General features: G+C 64.8%; 16 protein-coding genes. 6 read left to right on the top strand and 10 right to left on the bottom strand.

The genetic code is table 11. The annotated features are described in order from the left end of the window. The first annotated feature begins 1 nt into the window (after nt 1). Nucleotides 2–2788, top strand: coding sequence for a malto-oligosyltrehalose synthase (gene treY, locus IVB26_RS10095; protein WP_247971525.1), 2787 nt, complete (start codon nt 2–4; stop codon nt 2786–2788). A 2-nt stretch (nt 2789–2790) separates the two neighbouring features. On the opposite strand, the gene IVB26_RS10090 is transcribed toward treY, so the two are convergent. Next, nucleotides 2791–3108, bottom strand: a complete 318-nt coding sequence (locus IVB26_RS10090) for a polyhydroxyalkanoic acid system family protein (RefSeq protein WP_247971524.1) — start codon at nt 3106–3108, stop codon at nt 2791–2793. Nucleotides 3109–3291: 183 nt separating this feature from the next. On the opposite strand from IVB26_RS10090, the gene IVB26_RS10085 reads away from it, so the two are divergent. Then, complete coding sequence (locus IVB26_RS10085) at nt 3292–3456, top strand: DUF3309 family protein (protein ID WP_018318514.1); 165 nt, start codon at nt 3292–3294, stop codon at nt 3454–3456. A 133-nt stretch (nt 3457–3589) separates the two neighbouring features. Here the strand turns inward: IVB26_RS10085 and ligD are convergent, their stop codons facing one another. Continuing rightward, nucleotides 3590–6271, bottom strand: a complete 2682-nt coding sequence (gene ligD, locus IVB26_RS10080) for a DNA ligase D (RefSeq protein WP_247971523.1) — start codon at nt 6269–6271, stop codon at nt 3590–3592. 117 nt (nt 6272–6388) lie between these two features. Here ligD and ku point away from each other — a divergent pair, with 117 nt between their 5' ends. Further along, nucleotides 6389–7273, top strand: coding sequence for a non-homologous end joining protein Ku (gene ku / locus IVB26_RS10075; RefSeq protein WP_247971522.1), 885 nt, complete (start codon nt 6389–6391; stop codon nt 7271–7273). 165 nt (nt 7274–7438) lie between these two features. Here the strand turns inward: ku and IVB26_RS10070 are convergent, their stop codons facing one another. From IVB26_RS10070 to IVB26_RS10040, 7 genes are all read right to left on the bottom strand, one after another. Continuing rightward, complete coding sequence (locus IVB26_RS10070) at nt 7439–8128, bottom strand: response regulator (RefSeq protein WP_247971521.1); 690 nt, start codon at nt 8126–8128, stop codon at nt 7439–7441. Continuing rightward, nucleotides 8125–10848 (bottom strand): sensor histidine kinase, encoded by a 2724-nt coding sequence (locus tag IVB26_RS10065; protein WP_247971520.1) that lies wholly within the window; start codon nt 10846–10848, stop codon nt 8125–8127. The genes IVB26_RS10070 and IVB26_RS10065 overlap by 4 nt, the downstream gene beginning before the upstream one ends. A gap of 40 nt (nt 10849–10888) precedes the next feature. Next, complete coding sequence (locus IVB26_RS10060; RefSeq protein WP_247971519.1) at nt 10889–11494, bottom strand: K(+)-transporting ATPase subunit C; 606 nt, start codon at nt 11492–11494, stop codon at nt 10889–10891. Nucleotides 11495–11603: 109 nt separating this feature from the next. Then, a complete protein-coding gene (kdpB, locus tag IVB26_RS10055) occupies nt 11604–13718 on the bottom strand; it encodes a potassium-transporting ATPase subunit KdpB (RefSeq protein ID WP_247971518.1) in 2115 nt (704 codons plus the stop codon). Nucleotides 13719–13736: 18 nt separating this feature from the next. Continuing rightward, on the bottom strand, nt 13737–15440 hold the full coding sequence (gene kdpA / locus IVB26_RS10050; protein ID WP_247971517.1) for a potassium-transporting ATPase subunit KdpA: 1704 nt from the start codon (nt 15438–15440) through the stop codon (nt 13737–13739). Between the two features lie 112 nt (nt 15441–15552). Beyond that, on the bottom strand, nt 15553–15642 hold the full coding sequence (locus IVB26_RS10045; protein WP_035698142.1) for a K(+)-transporting ATPase subunit F: 90 nt from the start codon (nt 15640–15642) through the stop codon (nt 15553–15555). An 11-nt stretch (nt 15643–15653) separates the two neighbouring features. Next, nucleotides 15654–15812 (bottom strand): hypothetical protein, encoded by a 159-nt coding sequence (locus IVB26_RS10040; RefSeq protein ID WP_247971516.1) that lies wholly within the window; start codon nt 15810–15812, stop codon nt 15654–15656. A gap of 252 nt (nt 15813–16064) precedes the next feature. Here IVB26_RS10040 and IVB26_RS10035 point away from each other — a divergent pair, with 252 nt between their 5' ends. After that, a complete protein-coding gene (locus IVB26_RS10035) occupies nt 16065–16532 on the top strand; it encodes a hypothetical protein (protein WP_247971515.1) in 468 nt (155 codons plus the stop codon). A gap of 343 nt (nt 16533–16875) precedes the next feature. Here IVB26_RS10035 and IVB26_RS10030 read toward each other — a convergent pair whose 3' ends face one another. Beyond that, on the bottom strand, nt 16876–17457 hold the full coding sequence (locus IVB26_RS10030) for a TetR/AcrR family transcriptional regulator (protein ID WP_247971514.1): 582 nt from the start codon (nt 17455–17457) through the stop codon (nt 16876–16878). Nucleotides 17458–17543: 86 nt separating this feature from the next. On the opposite strand from IVB26_RS10030, the gene IVB26_RS10025 reads away from it, so the two are divergent. Both IVB26_RS10025 and upp read left to right on the top strand, forming a co-directional pair. Then, nucleotides 17544–18284: a crotonase/enoyl-CoA hydratase family protein gene (locus tag IVB26_RS10025; protein ID WP_247971513.1), complete on the top strand. Its 741-nt coding sequence runs from the start codon at nt 17544–17546 to the stop codon at nt 18282–18284. A 69-nt stretch (nt 18285–18353) separates the two neighbouring features. Beyond that, nucleotides 18354–18989, top strand: a complete 636-nt coding sequence (gene upp, locus IVB26_RS10020) for a uracil phosphoribosyltransferase (RefSeq protein ID WP_246929746.1) — start codon at nt 18354–18356, stop codon at nt 18987–18989. The last annotated feature ends 3 nt before the right edge of the window (nt 18990–18992 follow it).

Genomic DNA, 18992 nt, shown 5'->3' with positions numbered 1-18992 from the left:
CATGCCTCCCGCCATTCCTATCGCGACCTACCGGCTTCAGCTCACCGCGGATTTCGGCTTCGACAAGGCAACTTCGGTCGTTCCTTACCTCAAGGCGCTGGGGATCACGCATCTCTACGCCTCGCCGGTGATGAAGGCCCGCAAGGGCTCGACCCACGGCTACGACACCGTCGATCACGGCCAGTTCAATCCGGAGCTCGGCGGCGAGGCCGGCTTCGCGCGGCTGAGCGGGGCCCTTACGCAGAACGACATCGGCCTCATCATCGACTTCGTGCCCAACCATGTCGGCGTTCATTTTGCCGACAATCCCTGGTGGCTGGACGTGCTGGAATGGGGCCAGGCTTCGCCGCACGCGGTCTCCTTCGACATCGACTGGGATCAGCTCGCCTACCGCGCCCGCGGCGGCGTGCTGCTGCCGATCCTGGGTGCATCCTACGGCGAGGCGCTCGAGCGCGGCGACATCGAGCTGCGCTACGATCCGGATCAGGGGAGCTTCTCCGCCTGGTATTTCGAGCATCGCTTACCCATCGCGCCGGAGCGCTACGGCGAGATGCTGCGCATGATCGTGAAGGAAGCGGATGCCGCCGAGACGGAGGCCGGTAAAAGCCTGCTCTCGCTAGCGGCGAGCTACACCGGACTGCGCCGTCCCAACCGCAAGGAAGCTCCCGCGTTCAAGACCGAACTCAGGGAGATCGTGGGTGCCGCCGAGATCATCGCACGCGGACTTGCCGCCTATCGTGCCGCCAAGGATCGCCCCGCGCAGACGCTGGCGCTGCATCACCTGCTGGAGCGCCAGCATTACAAGCTCGGGCATTGGCGGCTCGCCTCCAGCGACATCAATTATCGCCGCTTCTTCGACGTCAACGGGCTCGCAGGTCTGCGCGTCGAGGACGCGAGCACCTTTGCCGCCACGCACCGGCTGGTGAAGCAGCTCATCGTTGACGGCAAATTGCAGGGAATTCGGCTCGATCACATCGACGGCCTGCGCGATCCCGCCCAATATTGCCAGCGCCTGCGCCGGCTGGTGCGCGACGCGCAAGGCAATACGAAGCCGTTCTATACGGTGATCGAAAAGATCCTGTGCGAGCACGAACGCCTGCCGCACTTCGCCGGCGTCCAGGGCACCACCGGCTATGAATGGATGAACGTCATCACGCAGGTGCTGATCGACGCCAAGGGGCTGGCGGCGCTGGACGAGACCTGGCGGCAGCTCAGCAACCGGCCGCCGCGGCTTGCGCCTTACGTCAAGGACGCCAAGCGGCGCGTGCTGGAGACGCTGCTCACCAGCGAATTCACCGTGCTGACGCGCCTGCTCGCGCGCATTGCCAACGGGCATTACTCGACCCGCGATTTCTCCGCCGACAGCCTGCGGCAGGCGCTGGAACTCTATGTGCTGCACTTCCCGGTGTACCGCACCTATCTGACCAACAGCGGCCCGACGGCCCCCGACCGCAAGCTGATCGACGACACCATCGCGCGCGCCCGTTCGGAATGGTTCGCCGCGGACGAAGGCATCTTCGATTTCCTGCGCGACGCGCTGACCATGGACCTGCTCAAGCCCGGTCGTCCGCCACATAGTGTCCCGCGTGTGCGCCGCTTCGCGCTGAAGGTGCAGCAATTCACCGGGCCGGTGATGGCGAAGTCGCTGGAGGACACCGCGTTCTATCAGTTCCACCGGCTGCTCGCCCTGAACGAAGTCGGCGGCGATCCCGCCAGCACCGGCCTCACCATTCCCGCTTTCCACGAGGCCATGCAGGGCCGCGCCAAGGAATGGCCGCAGGGAATGACGGCGACCGCCACGCATGACACCAAGCGCGGCGAGGATGCCCGCGCGCGGATCGCGGCGCTCAGCGAAATTCCCGGCGAATGGACCAGCGCGGTTTCGCGCTGGAAGGTGTCGAACGCACCGCACCTCGCGCTCCACGGCAATCTACGCGCGCCATCGGCGACGTTCGAATACATGCTCTACCAGACGCTGCTCGGGGCCTGGCCGCTGCAGTCGCCGGTCGATGCCGGCTTCGTCGAGCGCATCCAGGGCTATGCGCTGAAAGCCGCGCGGGAGGGCAAGGAAGAGACCAGTTGGCTCAATCCGCACGAGGCCTATGAGAACGGCGTGAAGAGCTTCGTCGACAAGATCCTCGACCCCGCGCTGTCAGCCGAATTCCTGGAGGCGCTGCAAACGCTGGCGCGCCGCCTCGCACTGCTCGGCATGTTGAACTCTCTGAGCCAGCTCACCCTGAAGGCGACGCTGCCCGGCGTGCCCGACTTCTATCAAGGCACCGAGTTCTGGGACCTGTCGCTGGTCGATCCCGACAACCGTCGCCCGGTCGACTTTGCCGCGCGGCAGGCGGCGCTGGGCTCGCTGGACGATCCGGACTGGCGTGGCCTGATCAAGAACTGGCCGGACGGCCTGATCAAACTGGCCTGGACACGGCGCCTCCTCAAGCTGCGCAATGAACTCGCCGACGTTTTCGCTCAAGGCGACTACGAGCCGCTGGCGGTGCGCGGCGCACATGCCGACCATGTCATTGCCTTTGCTCGCCGCCACGGCCGCGCTGCGGCGATCGTCGCGGTCGGGCGTCAGTTCGCGCCGTTCACGAAAACCGGGCGGGAATGGCCCACGCTCGAAGGGTTCGACGCAACCGTCGACATCACCGGCTACGCTGCGGCGGGCTTTGCAGGCAACGAACTGCCGCTCTCGCAGGCTTTCCGCGATCTTCCCGCCTCCGTCATCGAGGCCCGCACGGCAAATGCCATCCGGCCCGCACGGCCGCGCGTGCGCGCCTGAAATTACTTTCCCTGGTCCTTGGTCAGCAGCAACTGCCCGCGCTTCTTGATCGTAGCCTGCGCCATCTCGGCAAAGCGCTGCAATAGCCAGGGCAGCACCACCTCGACCTTCACGTGATCGTCGGCGACATCGACCTGCCCCGTCGCGACCTGCCCGAGCGCGCGGATGCGAAAGGCCATGTTGTCCCCGGTCCAGCGTTCCTCCTCGACCTGCATCACGGGAATGCTGGCGGCCGCGCGACCAAGCCCCGACTTGAGCCGGCGCACCGCCTCCTCGCGGCCGAGACGATGCGGAATTGAAACGACAAGCGGTGCTGACATGGCCGTGCCCTGTGGATTGATTCTCACATAGTCATGCCGGCCGAAACGCCAAATGTTCCATGCAGGTTTGGTCCTGCAACCGGTGTTTCCATGGGCGGAACTTTAAAACCTGCGGCAAGTTGCCCTTGCACCAAGGGGACAGGTGCAAACGACCCTTTCGACAAAGGGCTGGAGGAGATTCGCATGTCAATCGGTACGATCATTCTGATCATTCTGGTCATCGCCCTGCTTGGCGGCTTCAGCGGCATCGGCGGCGGCCCGTTCTACGGCACCGGCTATTACGGCGGCGGCGGCCTCGGGCTCGTCATCGTCATCCTGCTGATCCTGCTGCTGATGGGAAGGATCTAGCGAGACAGCTAGGATTTCGTAGGGTGGGCAAAGGCGCTCTTGCGCCGTGCCCACCTTCCTCGCCGCAACGAGATGGTGGGCACGCTTAGCTTTGCCCACCCTACGGGAGTTGCGCCCGTAGCAAGCATCTACTTCATTTCCCCGCGAGCTTCTTGATCGCCGCCTTGATCGACGCGGCGGCATCTTCATAACCCTCCCATGCCTTCGATCGCGCCAGCAAGCCCGGCGCGGTTCGCAGCGTATAGCGCTTCGGATCGAGATCGCTCTTCACCTGCGCCCAGGTTACCGGCATCGACACCGTGGCGCCGGCGCGCGCCCGCGGCGATAACGGCGCCACCGCCGTCGACATGCGGTCGTTGCGCAGATAGTCCAGGAAGATCTTTCCCTTGCGCAGCTTCTTCGACATGTTGAGCAGATAGCGCTCTGGATCGTCATCGGCCATCCACTGGCAGACGCCCTGGGCGAAGGCCTTGGCCTCCTTCCAATCCACCTTGTCGCGTGCGCCGTAGCGCAGCGGCACGACGACGTGCAGACCCTTGCCGCCCGTGGTCTTGCAGAAGCTCTCCATGCCGATGTCGGTCAGCCGCTGCCGCATCTCCTTGGCCGCCTCCACGACGTCGGCGAACTCGACATCCGGCGCCGGATCGAGATCGAACACCAGCCGGCCCGGCGTGTCATAGGCGTTTGGCGCGCAATTCCATGGATGCAGCTCGACGCCGCCAATCTGCGCAACGGCGGCCAGCCCTTCGACCCGATCGATCTGCAAATAGGGTTTACGATCGCCCGAGACCTTGGCCAGTTCGAGCAAATTCGAGGTGCCCTGCATGGCATGACGCTGGAAGAACGTCTCGCCACCGATTCCGTCGGGCGCACGCACGATCGAGCACGGGCGGCCCTTCAGATGTTCGATCATCCAGGTCCCGACCGCCTCGAAATAGCGGGCGAGATCGAGCTTCGTCGCGCCCTCGCCATCACCGCTATCCGGCCACAGCTCCTTGTCCGGCTTGGAAATGACGACGCCCATCACCTCGGCCGTGCCGGCGTCCTTCGATCGCTTGGCCGTCTTCGCCACGCGCTTGCTGGCTTTGGGCACGACGAGCTCGGTGTCGACAGGCGTTTCCGCCTCGACCTCCTCGGCGGGCTTGTCCTGCCGCAAGCCCTTGAACGCGGCCTGGCGGATATTGCCGTCGGCGGTGAAGCCGGCGAACTCGATCTCCGCGACCAGCTCCGGCTTCAGCCAGTGCACCTCTTTGGCTTTCCTCGGCGCGTTCTTGCCGCCGAAGGGGCTTTCCTTGGCCTCCATGGCCTTCAGCGACGGCATGATGCGCTTGACCTTGTCGGAGCCAAATCCGGTGCCGACCATGCCGACGAAGACGAGATGATCGCCGCGGTGCACGCCCGCCATCAGGGAGCGGAATTTGCCATTGGTGGTCTTGTAGCCGCCGATCACGACCTCATGGCCGGCGCGGCATTTGGCCTTGATCCAGCTCTCGGTGCGGCCGGAGCGATAGGGCGCGTCCAACTTCTTCGACACCACGCCTTCCAGCTCGAGCTTGCAGGCCGATTGCAACACCGCATCGCCGCCGCTCTCGAAATGCTCGACATAGCGGATCTGGGCTGATTTCCGCTTGCGCGATTCAAGAAGCTCCTTGAGCAGGGCCTTGCGTTCGCCGAGCGGCAGCCGACGGTAATCCTGGCCTTCTGCGAACAGGAGGTCAAAGGCGAAGAAGATCAGCTCGCCGGTCTTGCCGTCCGACAGCGCAGCCTGCAGCGAGGAGAAGTTTGGCGCGCCGTTGTGATCGAGCGCGACGATCTCGCCGTCGATCATCACGTCCGGCAATGACCCCGCCTCTTTCGCGATCGTCGCGAACTTGTCGGTCCAGTCGAGGCCCTTGCGCGTCTTCAGCGTTGCCTTGCCGTCTTCGACCCGGAGCTGCACCCGGTAGCCGTCGAACTTGATCTCGTGGCACCAGCCTTCGCCGGCCGGCGGCCGCTCGACCGACGTGCAGAGCTGCGGCGCCACGAAGTCCGGCATCTCAGCGACCTTCCTGGCGTTGGTCGCGGTGGTGGCTTTCTTCTTTCCCGTCTTGCTCTTGGAGATCTTGCCGGCCTTCAATGCCGTGCCCGGAGCCGGCTTGACCGTGTGCCCTTTCGTCTCCTCCGCGCGATTGGATTGCCAGACCGCATCGGCCTTGGTCTTGGCCCCTTTCGCCAGCATGAACGGTTTCGGCGCGCGGCCCTTGCCTTCGGCGATCTGCTCCATCGCACGGCCGGAGGCGACCGATCTGTCCTCGTCGAGAATGTCGTTGTCCGCGCCCTCGCGGACAAATTCGTCGCGATGCTTGATCAGGAGCCAATTGGTGCGCTTGCCGCCGGTACGGTCGTTGCGCATGCGCACCAGCACCCAGCTTCCGTGCAGCTTCTCGCCATGCAGGGTGAACTTCAAATCGCCTTTCTTGAATCCGCGCTCGGCGTCTTCGGATTCCCAGGTGCCGCGGTCCCACAGCATCACCGTGCCGCCGCCATACTGCCCTTCCGGAATCGTGCCTTCGAAATCGCCATAGTCGAGCGGATGGTCTTCCACCTCGACCGCCAGCCGCTTGTCGTGCGGATCGAGCGAGGGCCCTTTGGTCACGGCCCAGGACTTGAACACGCCGTCGAATTCGAGTCTGAGATCGTAGTGCAGCCGGCTCGCATCGTGCTTCTGGATCACGAAGCGCCGCTGCTTCGATGACGCCACTGCGGTCTTGCCCGATGGCTCGGGCGTCTTCTCGAAATCACGCTTCTGTCGGTAAGTGGAGAGTTTCTGCAGCACGACCGGTCCCGCTTCTCTTTCGACATTCAAGCCTATCACGGCCAAAGTCCCACCCGGAACCAAAACCCGATGGGAGGGTTGGGGTTCCAAAACGCACTGAAAACGCTGGAGAATGGAATGGCCCCGCGTGCCTATTGGAAGGGAACGTTGAAGCTGTCGCTGGTCAGTTGCCCGGTCGTGCTTTATCCGGCGACGACGGCAGCGGAGAAGACGCGATTTCACCTGATCAATCGCGAGACCGGGAACCGGCTCAAGCAGCAGATGATCGATTCCGAGACCGGCGACGTGGTCGAGAGCGACCAGAAGGGGCGCGGCTACGAGTTGCGCAAGGGCAAATATGTCGAGATCGAACCGGAGGAGCTCGAAGCGGTCCAGATCGAGAGCAACCACACCATCGACATCGAGAGCTTCGTGCCGAGCGAGGAGATCGACCAGCGCTATCTCAACCATCCCTATTACATCGCGCCCGACGGCAAGGCCGCGGTCGACGCGTTCGCGGTGATCCGCGACGCCATGAAGGACCAGGAGCGCGTGGCGCTCGCCAAGATCGTGCTCACCAACCGCGAACACATCATGGCGATCGAGCCGCTCGGCAAGGGTCTGCTCGGCACCACGCTACGCTTTCCTTACGAGCTGCGCGACGAGGGCGAGTTCTTCGGAGACATCAAGAGCCCGAAGATCACCAAGGACATGGTCGAGCTCGCCGGCCACATCCTCCATACCAAGGCCGCGCATTTCGACCCCGGCAAGTTCAAGGACGAATACGAGACCGCGCTGAAGGCGCTGGTGAAGCGCAAGGCCAGCGGCAAGAAGATCGAGCTGCCTGAACCCGAGGAGCGGCCGAGCAATGTCGTCAACCTGATGGACGCACTGAAGCAGAGCCTGAAGGGACGCGGCGGAAAAAAGACGGCAGCGAAGTCCCATGCGCGCCGAGCGACCGGGCGGCAACGCGCGGCGAAGAAGGCGCACCGTTCGACGGCGCGGCACAGGAAGGCGGGCTGAGGAAACTGCTCGCCCAGCGCTCGATCGCGCAGGGTGGGCAAAGCGAAGCGTGCCCACCACCTTGATCGAAATCGAGAGAATATTGGGCACAGCGCTTTGCGCCTTTGCCCACCATACGGGTCTGATTTGCACCGTCATCGACGGACTATTGTAGGATCTTCGGGATCAATCCCCCGCCTTCAACCGGTAGCCGATGCCCGTTTCCGTCAGTACATATTGCGGCCGCTCCGGATCGGCCTCGATCTTCTGGCGGAGCTGGCGGACATAGACGCGCAGATATTGCGCGTCGGTCAGCTCGTCCCAGAGCTCCCTCAACAGGAAGCGGTGAGTCAGCACCTTGCCGGCGTGCTGCACCAGCACGCGCAGGAGATCATATTCCTTCGGCGACAGCTTGACGTCACGCTCGCCGACCTTGACGATGCGGCGCACGAGATCGACCGAGAGATCGCCGGTACGGAACACCGGGCGCTCGCCCTGCACCTGGAGCTGATGCCGCAGCGCGGCGCGCAAACGGGCCAGGAGTTCGTCCATGCCGAACGGCTTGGTCAGATAATCGTCGGCGCCGAGGTCGAGCGCCTGGACCTTGCCGGCCTCGTCGCCCCGGCTCGACAGCACCACGATCGGCACGCTTTCGTTGCGGGCGCGGATGGTGCGCAGCAGTTCGTGCCCCTGAACGTCGGGCAGGCCGAGATCGAGAATGATCAGCGCCGGCGCTTCCTCGAGCTTCTCCAGCGCAATCTTGCCGTTCGACGCCTCCAGGATTTCATAGCCCTGCGTCGATAGTCCCATCCGCAGCAATTTGCGGATCGGCGGCTCGTCGTCGATGACCAGGACCTTGATCGGGGCAGCGCTCATGCGGCGGTATCCAATGCACGGCTCTGCGCCGGAACGGGAAGACGAATGGTGAGGACGGCGCCGCTCCGGTCGCCGCGGTTGGCGGCCGAGATCGTCCCGCGCATCGCCTCGACGAAGCCGCGCGAGATGGCAAGGCCAAGGCCTGTGCCGGGGCGGACATGATCGCCCTTCTGTACGCGGTAGAACTTGTCGAACACGCTCTCGAGCTCGTCGGGCGGGATGCCGGCCCCCTCGTCGGCGATCTCGAGCACGACATGATCGCGCTCGCGTTTGCTCTTGATCGAGATCGTGGTGTCGGGCGGCGAATATTTAGCGGCATTGTCGAGCAGATTGAACAGCACCTGCTCGAACAGCACGGCGTCCAGCTGGAGCATCGGCAGATCGGCGGCCAGCACCAGCGCGACCTTGTGGCTATCAAGGATCTTGCTCGCCCGCCGCAGCGCGCTGCCCACGATCTCGCCGAGATCATGCAGCGCCGTGTTGGGCACAATGGCCCCGGATTCGAGCTTGGTCATGTCGAGCAGGTTGGCGATGAAGCGGTTGAGCCGCTCGGATTCGTCGATGACGGTGGCGAGCAGGTCGCGCTTCTCGGTGTCGGAGAGCGCACCGGCGAGATCGCGCATGGTCGAGGCGGCACCCAGCACGGAGGCGAGCGGCGTCTTCAAATCGTGCGAGATCGAGGTCAAGAGCGCCGAGCGCAGACGCTCGGATTCGACGGTGCGCTTGACGCGGTCCATGTCCTCGACCAGCAGCACGCGCTCGATCGCCAGCGCGCCCTGGTCGACCAGCGCGTCCAGCAACCGGCGCTGGTCCGGCGTCAGCAGCGGCCCGGTGCGGTCGTTGTCGATGCCGATCACGCCGATCGGGCCGCGCCCGGTGCGCATCGGCAGGAACAGCCGTTTTGCACCCGGCAACGTATCGGAGCCACGGCCGGCGAGACGGTTATTGCTCCAGGCCCAGTTGGCGGCGGCAAGGTCGGCCTGGTCGAGATCATCTTCAGGCGGGTAGCCGGATTTCACCGTGAGCAAGCCGTCTTCCGGCAGCAGCAACACCACCCGGACCTTCAGCATCAACGCAATCTGGTAGGCAGTCGCCCACAGCACGTCGTCGAGCGTCGCGGTGCCTGCGAGCTTGCGGCTGAAAGCGTAGAGCTGCTCCGACATCCTGATCCGGCCGATGGCGGCGTCGGCCTGCGTGCGCACGCGCGCCGCGACATTGGAGACCAGTACGGCGATCAGCATGAAGAAGAAGAACGCCGCAACGTTGGTTGGATCGGTGATGGTGAAATTGTAGACCGGCGGAAGGAAGAAGAAATTGTAAGCAAGCGAGGCTGCAATGCTGGCAAGCAATGACGGCCATAGTCCATACCGCACCGCGACTGCAACAACCGCGGTCAACAGCACGAGATCGACATTCTCGATGCCGAACCGCGGCTGGAGCAGCACGGCGGCGCCAAGGCCGATCAGGACGATGCCCAGCGCCTTCAGATAGGGCAGCGGATTGAACGACTCGGATCGCGCCGCGGCCTGTACCGCTGTCTTGGGCCCATCCTCGGCCGGCAGTTCGTCGCCGGGGACGACGTGGACGCTGATATTGCCGGCACGGCGCACCAGATCATGGACGACGGAGCCGCGCGTCATCTCGAACCAGCGCGAGCGGGTCGACTTGCCGATCACGATCTGGGTGACGTTGTTGCCTTGCGCGAAATTGATGACGTCGTCGGCAATGCGGCGGCCGATCGCGGGAATGGTCAGCGCCTCGCCGCCGAGCGATTCCGCAAGGCGCAGCGTATCGGCCAATCGATCGCGCTGCTCATCGGACAATTGCAGGGATCGCCGCGTCTCGATCGACACCGCGGTGAACGGAGCATGCAGCCGGTCCGCCAGCCGCTTGGTGTAGCGCACGAGCCCGGCCGCGCGCGGATCCTCGCTGACGCAGACGAGGATGCGCTCGCCCGCGGCCCAGGGCCCGGGAATCGCATTCGCCTGCATGTGGTTGAGCAGCTGCTCGTCGACCCGCTCGGCGGTGCGCCGCAAAGCGAGCTCGCGCAAGGCGGTCAGATTGCCCGGCGAGAAATAGTGCTCCAGCGCCCGCTCTGCCTGCTTGGGCACATAGACTTTGCCCTCCCTCAGGCGCTGAATCAGATCGTCGGGCGTGAGGTCGATCAGTTCGATCGCATCGGCGCGGTCGAACACGGAATCGGGCACCGTCTCGCGCACCCGGACATGGGTGATCTGGGCAACGACGTCGTTCAGGCTCTCGATGTGCTGGATGTTGACAGCGGTGTAGACGTCAATGCCGTGGGAGAGCAGCTCCTCGACGTCGAGATAGCGCTTGGGGTGGCGGCTGCCTGCGCCGTTGGTGTGGGCGAGCTCGTCGACCAATGCGATTCTTGGCCGCCGCGCGATCACGGCATCGAGGTCCATCTCCTCGACGACCTGGCCGCGGTAGTCCAGCCTCTTGCGCGGGACCATCTCGAGCCCGCGCACCAATGCCTCGGTCTCGGCGCGGCCATGGGTTTCGACGAAGCCGACCACGATATCGACGCCGGCCTTGCGCTTGGCGTGGGCGCTCTGCAGCATCTCATAGGTCTTGCCGACGCCAGGCGCGGCGCCGACGAAGATCTTCAGCTTGCCGCTGACGCTCTCTTCCCGGCGCGCTGCCTCCAGCAGCGCCTCCGGGGACGGACGTTGTTCGGAATCGCGGCGCTCTCGGACCATCAGGCCAATATAATCATTCGGGCATTCCCGGCCTAGACCGCTACTTCGCCGCCGCCTGATCGAGCGCGCGATTCAGCGCCAGAACGTTAACCCTGGGTTCGCCGAGCAACCCGAACCAGCGGCCCAGAACGTTGGAAGCTACAAGCTTCCTCACGGTGTCTTCCGGCAGATTCCGCGCCTTCGCTACCCGTGGCACCTGGAATTGCGCCGCTTCGGGCGAGATATCCGGATCGAGACCGCTGGCCGAGGTCGTCACGAGGTCGACCGGGACCGGCTGGTTCGGATTCTCAGCCTTGAGCTTGTCCACATCCTCCTTCAGCCGGTCGGCCAGGGCTTTGCTGGTCGGGCCGAGATTGGAGCCGCCCGAATTGGCGGCGTTGTAGGGTGCCGACACCGTCTTGGTCGAGTCATTGGGGTCCGGCGCAACCGTCGCCGACGGGCGGCCGTGGAAATACTTGTCCTCTCTGAACTCCTGCCCGATCAGGGCCGAGCCGATCACCTTGCCGTCCTTCTCGACCAGGCTGCCTTGTGCCTGCGCGGGAAAGAGCGCGCCGGCGATGGCCGTCATCGCGAGTGGATAGGCCAAGCCCGTGATGGCGGTGAGGATCAGCAAAAGGACGATGGCGGGGCGGATTTCTCTGAGCATGTTGTGTCTCCAGTCTTTCGTCATTGCGAGCGAAGCGAAGCAATCCAGGGTCGTTCCGCGAAGGCAGTCTGGATTGCTTCGTCGCTTCGCTACGCTCGCAATGACGGGGTTAGGCCAGGTGCAGGGCGGTCACGACGAGATCGATCGCCTTGATGCCGATGAAGGGAATGACGATGCCGCCGAGGCCGTAGACCAAGAGGTTGCGCCGGAGCAGCGCGCCGGCACCGACGGCGCGGTAGGCGACGCCTTTCAGCGCCAGCGGGATCAGCGCGATGATGACGAGCGCGTTGAAGATGATTGCCGACAGGATGGCGCTCTGCGGGCTCGACAGATTCATGACGTTGAGCACGCCAAGCTGGGGGTAAAACGCCAGGAACATGGCCGGGATGATCGCGAAATACTTGGCGACGTCGTTGGCTATCGAGAAGGTCGTCAGCGCACCGCGCGTCATCAAGAGCTGCTTGCCGATCTCGACCACCTCGATCAGCTTGGTCGGGTTGGAGTCGAGGTCGACCATGTTGCCGGCCTCGCGGGCGGCCTGGGTGCCGGTGTTCATGGCGACGCCGACATCGGCCTGCGCCAGCGCTGGCGCGTCGTTGGTGCCGTCGCCGCACATCGCGACCAGCTTGCCCTTGGCTTGCTCGTCGCGGATCAGCTTGAGCTTGTCCTCCGGGGTGGCCTGCGCCAGGAAGTCGTCGACGCCGGCTTCCGCCGCGATCGCGGCCGCCGTCATCGGGTTGTCGCCGGTGATCATAATGGTGCGGATACCCATGCGGCGCAGTTCTGCGAAGCGCTCACGAATGCCACCCTTGACGATGTCCTTGAGCTGGACGATCCCGAGCAGCTTGCCATCCCTGGCGACCGCCAGCGGCGTGCCGCCGGACTTGGCGATCTCGTCGGCAATGGTCTGGATCTCGCGGCCAATGTCCGAGAGCCCGGCGGGCTGGACGGCGCGAGCCGTGTTGCCCGAGGCAACGGCCAGGGGCGCGCCGCCGCCGACATAGTTCAGCATGGCGTCGACCGCCCCCTTGCGCACTGACGAGCCGCCGGCGTCGACGCCGCTCATGCGGGTCTGCGCCGTGAAAGGGATGAAGGTGGCTCCCAATTCTGCCATGTCACGCCCGCGGATGCCGTATTTCTCCTTGGCCAGCACGACGATGGAGCGGCCCTCCGGCGTCTCGTCGGCGAGGGAGGCGAGCTGGGCGGCATCCGCCAGCTCCTGCTCGGTGACGCCACGCACAGGACGGAAGGCTGTCGCCTGCCGGTTGCCGAGCGTGATGGTTCCGGTCTTGTCGAGCAGCAGTGTATCGACGTCGCCTGCGGCCTCGACGGCGCGGCCGGACATCGCCAGCACGTTGAAGCGCACGAGACGGTCCATGCCGGCGATGCCGATTGCGGACAACAGCGCGCCAATCGTCGTCGGGATCAGCGTCACGAACAGCGCGACCAGCACGATCACCGAGATCGAGCCGCCGGCATAGGCCGCATAGCTCGGAATGGTGACGGTGGCGAACACGAAGATGATGGTGAGCCCCGCGAGCAGGATGTTGAGCGCGATCTCGTTCGGCGTCTTCTGCCGCTCGGCACCCTCGACCAGCTTGATCATGCGGTCGATGAAGGTCGAGCCCTGGGCTGCCGTGATGCGGACGCGGATCCAGTCCGACAGCACCTGCGTGCCGCCGGTGACTGCGGAACGGTCGCCGCCGGATTCGCGAATGACGGGCGCGGACTCGCCGGTAATGGCGGCTTCATTGACCGAGGCGACGCCCTCGATCACTTCACCGTCCGAGGGGATCGTGTCGCCCGCCTCGACCAGCACGATGTCGCCGACCTTCAGGCTCGTGCCCGGCACGAGCTTGAAAGCCGCGCCGGCCCCGGTCAGGAGCTTGGCCTGGCTCTCAGTGCGCGTCTTGCGCAGCGTCTCGGCTTGCGCCTTGCCACGGCCTTCGGCCACCGCCTCGGCGAAATTGGCAAACAGCACCGTGAACCAGAGCCAGACGATGATCTGGAAGGTGAAGCCGAGACCGGCGCCACCGGTGACGAGGTCGCGCAGGAAAATCACGGTTGTCAGCGCAGCGACGATCTCGACCACGAACATCACGGGGTTCTTGATCATCAGCCGCGGATCGAGCTTGGTGAAGGAGGCGCGGATCGCAGGGACAACGATCCTGGGATCGAGCATTGCCGACATCGGCGCACGCTTTTGCAGTTTGGTCGTATCCATGGAGGTCACTCCAGACAATCAGAACAGGTTGCCGGCGTTCATCGCCAGGTGCTCGACGATCGGACCGAGCGCGAGCGCCGGGAAGAAGGTCAGGCCGCCCACGATCAGGATGACACCGACGACGAGGCCGACGAACAGGCCCCCGGTAGTCGGGAACGTGCCCATGGACGGCGGGATCGATTTCTTCTCCGCGAGCGATCCCGCGATCGCCATCGCCGGGACGATCATGAAGAAGCGGCCGACGAACATCGCGCTGGCCAGCGTGAGATTATAGAAGAAAGTATTGCCGGTGAGGCCCGCGAAGGCGGAGCCGTTGTTCCCGGCCGCCGACGTATAGGCGTAGAGCACTTCGGTGAAGCCGTGCGGCCCGGCGTTCGCCATGGAGGCGACGGCCGCCGGATACACCACGCCGACCGCAGTCCAGCCGAGGATCATCAGCGGCAGCACCAGGATGGCCAGCATCGCCATCTTGACCTCGCGCGCCTCGATCTTCTTGCCGACATATTCCGGCGTGCGGCCGACCATCAGGCCAGCAACGAAGATCGCAAGGATGACGAACAGCAGCATGCCGTACATGCCGGCGCCGACGCCGCCGACGATGATCTCGCCGAGCTCGATGTTGATCAGCGGGATCATGCCGCCAAGCGCGGTGAAGCTGTCATGCATGGCGTTAACGGCGCCGCAGGACGCAGCGGTCGTCACCACGGCGAACAACGAGGACGCGACGATGCCGAAGCGGACTTCCTTGCCCTCCATGTTGCCGCCGGTCAGGCCCAGCGCCTGCAGCGTCGCGGTTCCGTTCGCCTCCGCCCAATAGGTGATGGCGACGCCGGCGATGAACAGCACGCCCATCACGGACAAGATTGCCCAGCCCTGGCGCTCGTTGCCGACCATGCGGCCGAACACGTTGGTGAGCGCGGCGCCGAGCGCGAAGATCGAGAGCATCTGCACGAAGTTCGACAGCGCGGTGGGATTCTCGAAGGGATGCGCGGCATTGGCGTTGAAGAAGCCGCCGCCATTGGTGCCGAGCATCTTGATCGCGACTTGCGAAGCGACCGGTCCGACCGCGATGGTCTGCTTGGCGCCTTCGAGCGTGGTGGCCTCGACATAATCGCCGAGCGTCTGCGGCATTCCCTGCCACACCAGGAACAGCGTGTAGACGATGCAGATCGGCAGCAGCACATAAAGCGTGCAGCGGGTGACGTCGACCCAGAAATTGCCGACGGTGCGCATCGAGGCGCGCGAGAAGCCGCGGATCAGGGCCATTGCGAGTGCGATGCCGGTTGCGGCCGACAGGAAGTTCTGGTGCGTCAGGCCCAGCATCTGCACCAGATAGGACAGGGTGCTTTCGCCGCCGTAATTCTGCCAGTTGGTGTTGGTGATGAACGATATTGCCGTGTTGAAGGAGAGATCTTCCGCAACCGCGCCCCGCCCGGCCGGATTGAACGGCAGCACGGCCTGGAGGCGCATCACGCCGTAGATGACGAGGAAGCCACCGACATGGAACAGCAGCATGGCGACCGTGTAGGCCAGCCAATGCTGCTCGCGCTTCTGGTCAACGCCGGAAATCCAGTAGATGCCGGCCTCGATCGGCCGCAGCACCGGCGACAGGAATGTGCGCTCGCCGCCAAACACCCGCGTCATGTACCAGCCGAGCGGTTTTGTGAGTGCGACGATGATGACGCAGAACAGAATGATCTGGAGCCAACCGACCATAGTCATGGAATCAACCCTTCAAGCTTGGTGCCCGGCGCAGCAGCGGCAGCAGCACCGTCAGCAGGCCGGCGACGAGCACGGCGTCCGCCAGCAGCAATTCGACGAGCAGCAGCACGGGTCAGAACCGCTCGGGCCGCAGCAGCGCGTAGGTGAGATAAATCAGGAGGCCGAACGAGACGGCGCCGGCGAGCGCATAATCGAAGATCATGGTCCGCTCCCTCACAGCCGTTCGCAGGCGTAGGTGTAGCCGATCGCGACCGCAAAGAAGCCGAAGCCCAGCGCCAGCATCAGAATGTCCATCATCGGATTGCTCCTCGTTGCGTCCCCAAAGGCCGACGCAACTTTCTCTCGGTGACCCGGCGGGCTCGCGAAGGACATGGAACGCATGTCCCCGGATGACAGCCGGAAGTTTGACCGTGCTGAAATGCCAGCGCGGTCATAGGTTTTCGAGATGAGGCCTATGGCGACGTTATAGGAATCTCATAAAGGCCGGGCGGGCGACGCTCACCCGCCCCGCACCTATGAAATCTCTATATCTCTCGCCCGATCCCCATCTCGTTTTCAAATGCCTTTGAGGCCCATCCTGGCAATGCCGGCCGACTGACCGACGCCATTTCCAGGAGGCCTGACATGACCGCCATTCTGCGACGCCTCGACCCGCCCTCCCTCGGCCAGCAGCTTCGCGCGACACCGGCGATGACGCGTCCGTTGATGTTCGAAATTATCGACAGGGCCTGCCGGCGCGTCGCCTCGTTCGACCAAAGCGAACGCACGACACGCCTCACGCGCCTGATCGACGCTGAAGCCTGGACCGATGCGGCGCTGGCGCTGCTGGAGCTCGAGCTGCCGCTGTGGCAGGTCCGCCGCATCGCCTATGACGAGGGCGAATGGCATTGTGCGCTGTCGCGCGAGCGCGAGCTGCCGGACTGGCTCGGCTCCGCCGTCGAGGCGCGCCACGCCGACCTCGTTCTGGCTGTGCTGTCGGCCCTCGTCGAGGTCCGGGAATTGGCCGCAGACGCATCGCGGCCGAGCGTTCCTTCCGTTCACCCCATGCTGGGCGCGCCTTACCAGCCGCTCGCTTGCGACAGTTTCCGCTAGACCCGAAGGACTCCAGAAATGCCGACGTTGACACATGGCGTTGAACAACCGCTGCGGTGGGCTGAACATCAGCCAGCGCTATCGAAGCTGCGCATGGCTCAGGTCAAGCGCCTCGCGCTGCATGCGCTGACCGTGATCTCGATGGGCAGCGTGCTCACCGCCCTGATCGCGCTGAGAGCCGCCATCTATCTCTGGCATCTCCACGCCTGACGGGGATTGACCAGCATGCCGCTCCTCAAGGGAAATCTGGAGCAGGTGGTCACCGTGACCATCCTGACCATGACGCTGAGCCTGATCTGGGGCGCGATCCTGACGCTCGTGATCACGCGCGCGGGCTCGGCGTCTAGCTCCCCGCCTCCCTCTCGATCAGCCGGGCCAATTCCGCCGCTGTGACCTCGATCGGCCGGCCGCTGCGCTCGACGCGGGCCTGGATCAGCGCGCCCTGAAGCGCCGACGTGCAGAGCACCGCGAGCGCTTCGGCGCGAGATCTGGCAAAGCCGTCCGCGAGCAGCTTGTCGCGCAGAATGGATAATCGCGCAGCATAAGCTTTGCGACCCGCATCGGACACGGCGCGCTCGCGCGGCGCGAGCTCGAGCAGCACGGTCGTAATCGGGCAACCATTGCGAAAGCCGGAGCCCTGCATCCAGCCTGCAAGCAACCTTGCATGGGCGCGCAACAGGTCGCCGGTCGAGCCGCAATCCTCCGCGAGCTTGGCGACCGTCGCCGCCACGCGGCGGCCCGCCTCCTCCACCGCCGCCACCGCGATCGAGGATTTTCCGTCCGGAAAGTAATGGTAGAGCGATCCTTTTGGCGCGCCGCTGACATCGACGATGTCGTTCAGCCCGGTCCGGGCAAAGCCCTGGCGGCGGAACAGCGTCACCGCGGCATTGATGATGGGCTGGCGGTGTTTCGGCACGGCCGGCATGGCGCTCTCCCCTTTCGCACGAGATTATATTGATTGGTCTACATCAGCCTCCGACAGTCAAGCCTGGTCCATGACAGGAGAGACTAATGGCAGCGGGAGTGAACTTTGAGGTGAACGAGGGCGTCGCGCGGATCGGGCTCGACGACGGCAAGGTCAACGTGATGTCGACGACCATGCTGGCCGCGATCGGTACCGCCTTCGACCGGGCCGAAAAGGAAGCCGAGATCGTGGTGCTGCGCTCGGCACGGCCCGGCATCTTCTCTGCCGGCTTCGATTTGAAGGTGTTCGCCTCGGGCGATGCCGCCAGAAGCCTCGAAATGGTCCGTGCCGGCGCGGAGCTTGCGCTGCGGCTGATGTCGTTTCCGCATCCGACGGTCGGCGTGATGGAGGGTCACGCGTTTCCGATGGGAACGTTCCTGCTGCTCGCCTGCGATGTCAGGCTGGGCGCGCGCGGGCCGCACCGCATGGGGCTGAACGAGGTCGCGATCGGCATCGCGCCGCCGAGCTTTGCCATCGAGCTGGCGCGCAGCCGCCTGCATCCGGCCTGGCTCAGCCGCACCGCCACGCTCGGTGAAATGTACGAGCCCGAGGAGGCGCTGGCCGCCGGGTTCCTGGATCGTGTGGTTGCGCCGGATGCCGTCGACGGCACCCTTGCGGAGACCATCGCCGCGCTGCGCGCCATCCACAAGCCGTCGCATGCGACCGCGAAGCGACGCCTGCGCCAGCCCACGATGGACGCGATGCGCACAGCGATCGACCGCGAATTGACCATGGCCGCCTATGCGGCGAGCAACCGGGCCCGCAGCGCAGTGGCAATGCCCGGTTGAGGCCAGCCGTCCGGCGGAAAAGGCCCGGCCGATCTGGCGCAATTTGAGGGAACCGTGTAGATCGGTTTCATGAGCACTGGCAATGTCAACGTCGTCGCCCACCCCCTGGTCCAGCACAAGCTTTCCCTGATGCGGGAGAAGGACCGCTCGACCAAGAGCTTTCGCGAGATCCTGAACGAGATCGGGATGCTGCTCGGCTACGAGGTGACGCGCGATTTGCCGCTGGAGCTGGTCGGGATCGAGACGCCGATCGCGGCCATGCAGGCGCCCAAGATCGCCGGCAAGAAGCTCACGCTGGCGCCGATCCTGCGCGCCGGCGTCGGCTTCCTCGACGGCATGCTGGCGCTGATGCCCTCGGCGCGCATCGCCCATATCGGGCTCTACCGCGACCCCGAGACATTGCAGGCCGTGGAATATTACTTCAAGGCGCCGCAGGACCTGTCCGACCGCACCGTGATCCTGATGGACCCGATGCTGGCGACCGGTAACTCGGCCTGTGCCGGCGCCTCCCTGCTCAAGGCCCGCGGCGCCCGCGACATCCGCTTCGTCTGCCTTCTGGCCGCGCCCGAGGGCATCGCGCAGTTCCAGCGCGAACATCCCGACGTGCCGATCTGGACCGCCGCGATCGACGAGCGGCTCAACGACCACGGCTACATCGTGCCGGGCCTGGGCGACGCCGGCGATCGGATGTTCGGCACCAAGTAGACA

This window comes from Bradyrhizobium sp. 195 (assembly GCF_023101665.1).
Lineage (GTDB): Bacteria > Pseudomonadota > Alphaproteobacteria > Rhizobiales > Xanthobacteraceae > Bradyrhizobium.
This window is presented reverse-complemented; position numbering and strand designations above follow the sequence as displayed.

Coding starts and splice junctions, on each gene's coding strand:
- kdpB (WP_247971518.1), bottom strand. CDS start 13,718: ATGGATACGACCAAACTGCAAAAGCGTGCGCCGATGTCGGCAATGCTC.
- IVB26_RS10085 (WP_018318514.1), top strand. CDS start 3,292: ATGTCAATCGGTACGATCATTCTGATCATTCTGGTCATCGCCCTGCTT.
- IVB26_RS10035 (WP_247971515.1), top strand. CDS start 16,065: ATGACCGCCATTCTGCGACGCCTCGACCCGCCCTCCCTCGGCCAGCAG.
- IVB26_RS10070 (WP_247971521.1), bottom strand. CDS start 8,128: ATGAGCGCTGCCCCGATCAAGGTCCTGGTCATCGACGACGAGCCGCCG.
- IVB26_RS10065 (WP_247971520.1), bottom strand. CDS start 10,848: ATGGTCCGAGAGCGCCGCGATTCCGAACAACGTCCGTCCCCGGAGGCG.
- ku (WP_247971522.1), top strand. CDS start 6,389: ATGGCCCCGCGTGCCTATTGGAAGGGAACGTTGAAGCTGTCGCTGGTC.
- kdpA (WP_247971517.1), bottom strand. CDS start 15,440: ATGACTATGGTCGGTTGGCTCCAGATCATTCTGTTCTGCGTCATCATC.
- treY (WP_247971525.1), top strand. CDS start 2: ATGCCTCCCGCCATTCCTATCGCGACCTACCGGCTTCAGCTCACCGCG.
- IVB26_RS10040 (WP_247971516.1), bottom strand. CDS start 15,812: ATGTCCTTCGCGAGCCCGCCGGGTCACCGAGAGAAAGTTGCGTCGGCC.
- upp (WP_246929746.1), top strand. CDS start 18,354: ATGAGCACTGGCAATGTCAACGTCGTCGCCCACCCCCTGGTCCAGCAC.
- IVB26_RS10090 (WP_247971524.1), bottom strand. CDS start 3,108: ATGTCAGCACCGCTTGTCGTTTCAATTCCGCATCGTCTCGGCCGCGAG.
- IVB26_RS10030 (WP_247971514.1), bottom strand. CDS start 17,457: ATGCCGGCCGTGCCGAAACACCGCCAGCCCATCATCAATGCCGCGGTG.
- IVB26_RS10025 (WP_247971513.1), top strand. CDS start 17,544: ATGGCAGCGGGAGTGAACTTTGAGGTGAACGAGGGCGTCGCGCGGATC.
- IVB26_RS10045 (WP_035698142.1), bottom strand. CDS start 15,642: ATGATCTTCGATTATGCGCTCGCCGGCGCCGTCTCGTTCGGCCTCCTG.
- IVB26_RS10060 (WP_247971519.1), bottom strand. CDS start 11,494: ATGCTCAGAGAAATCCGCCCCGCCATCGTCCTTTTGCTGATCCTCACC.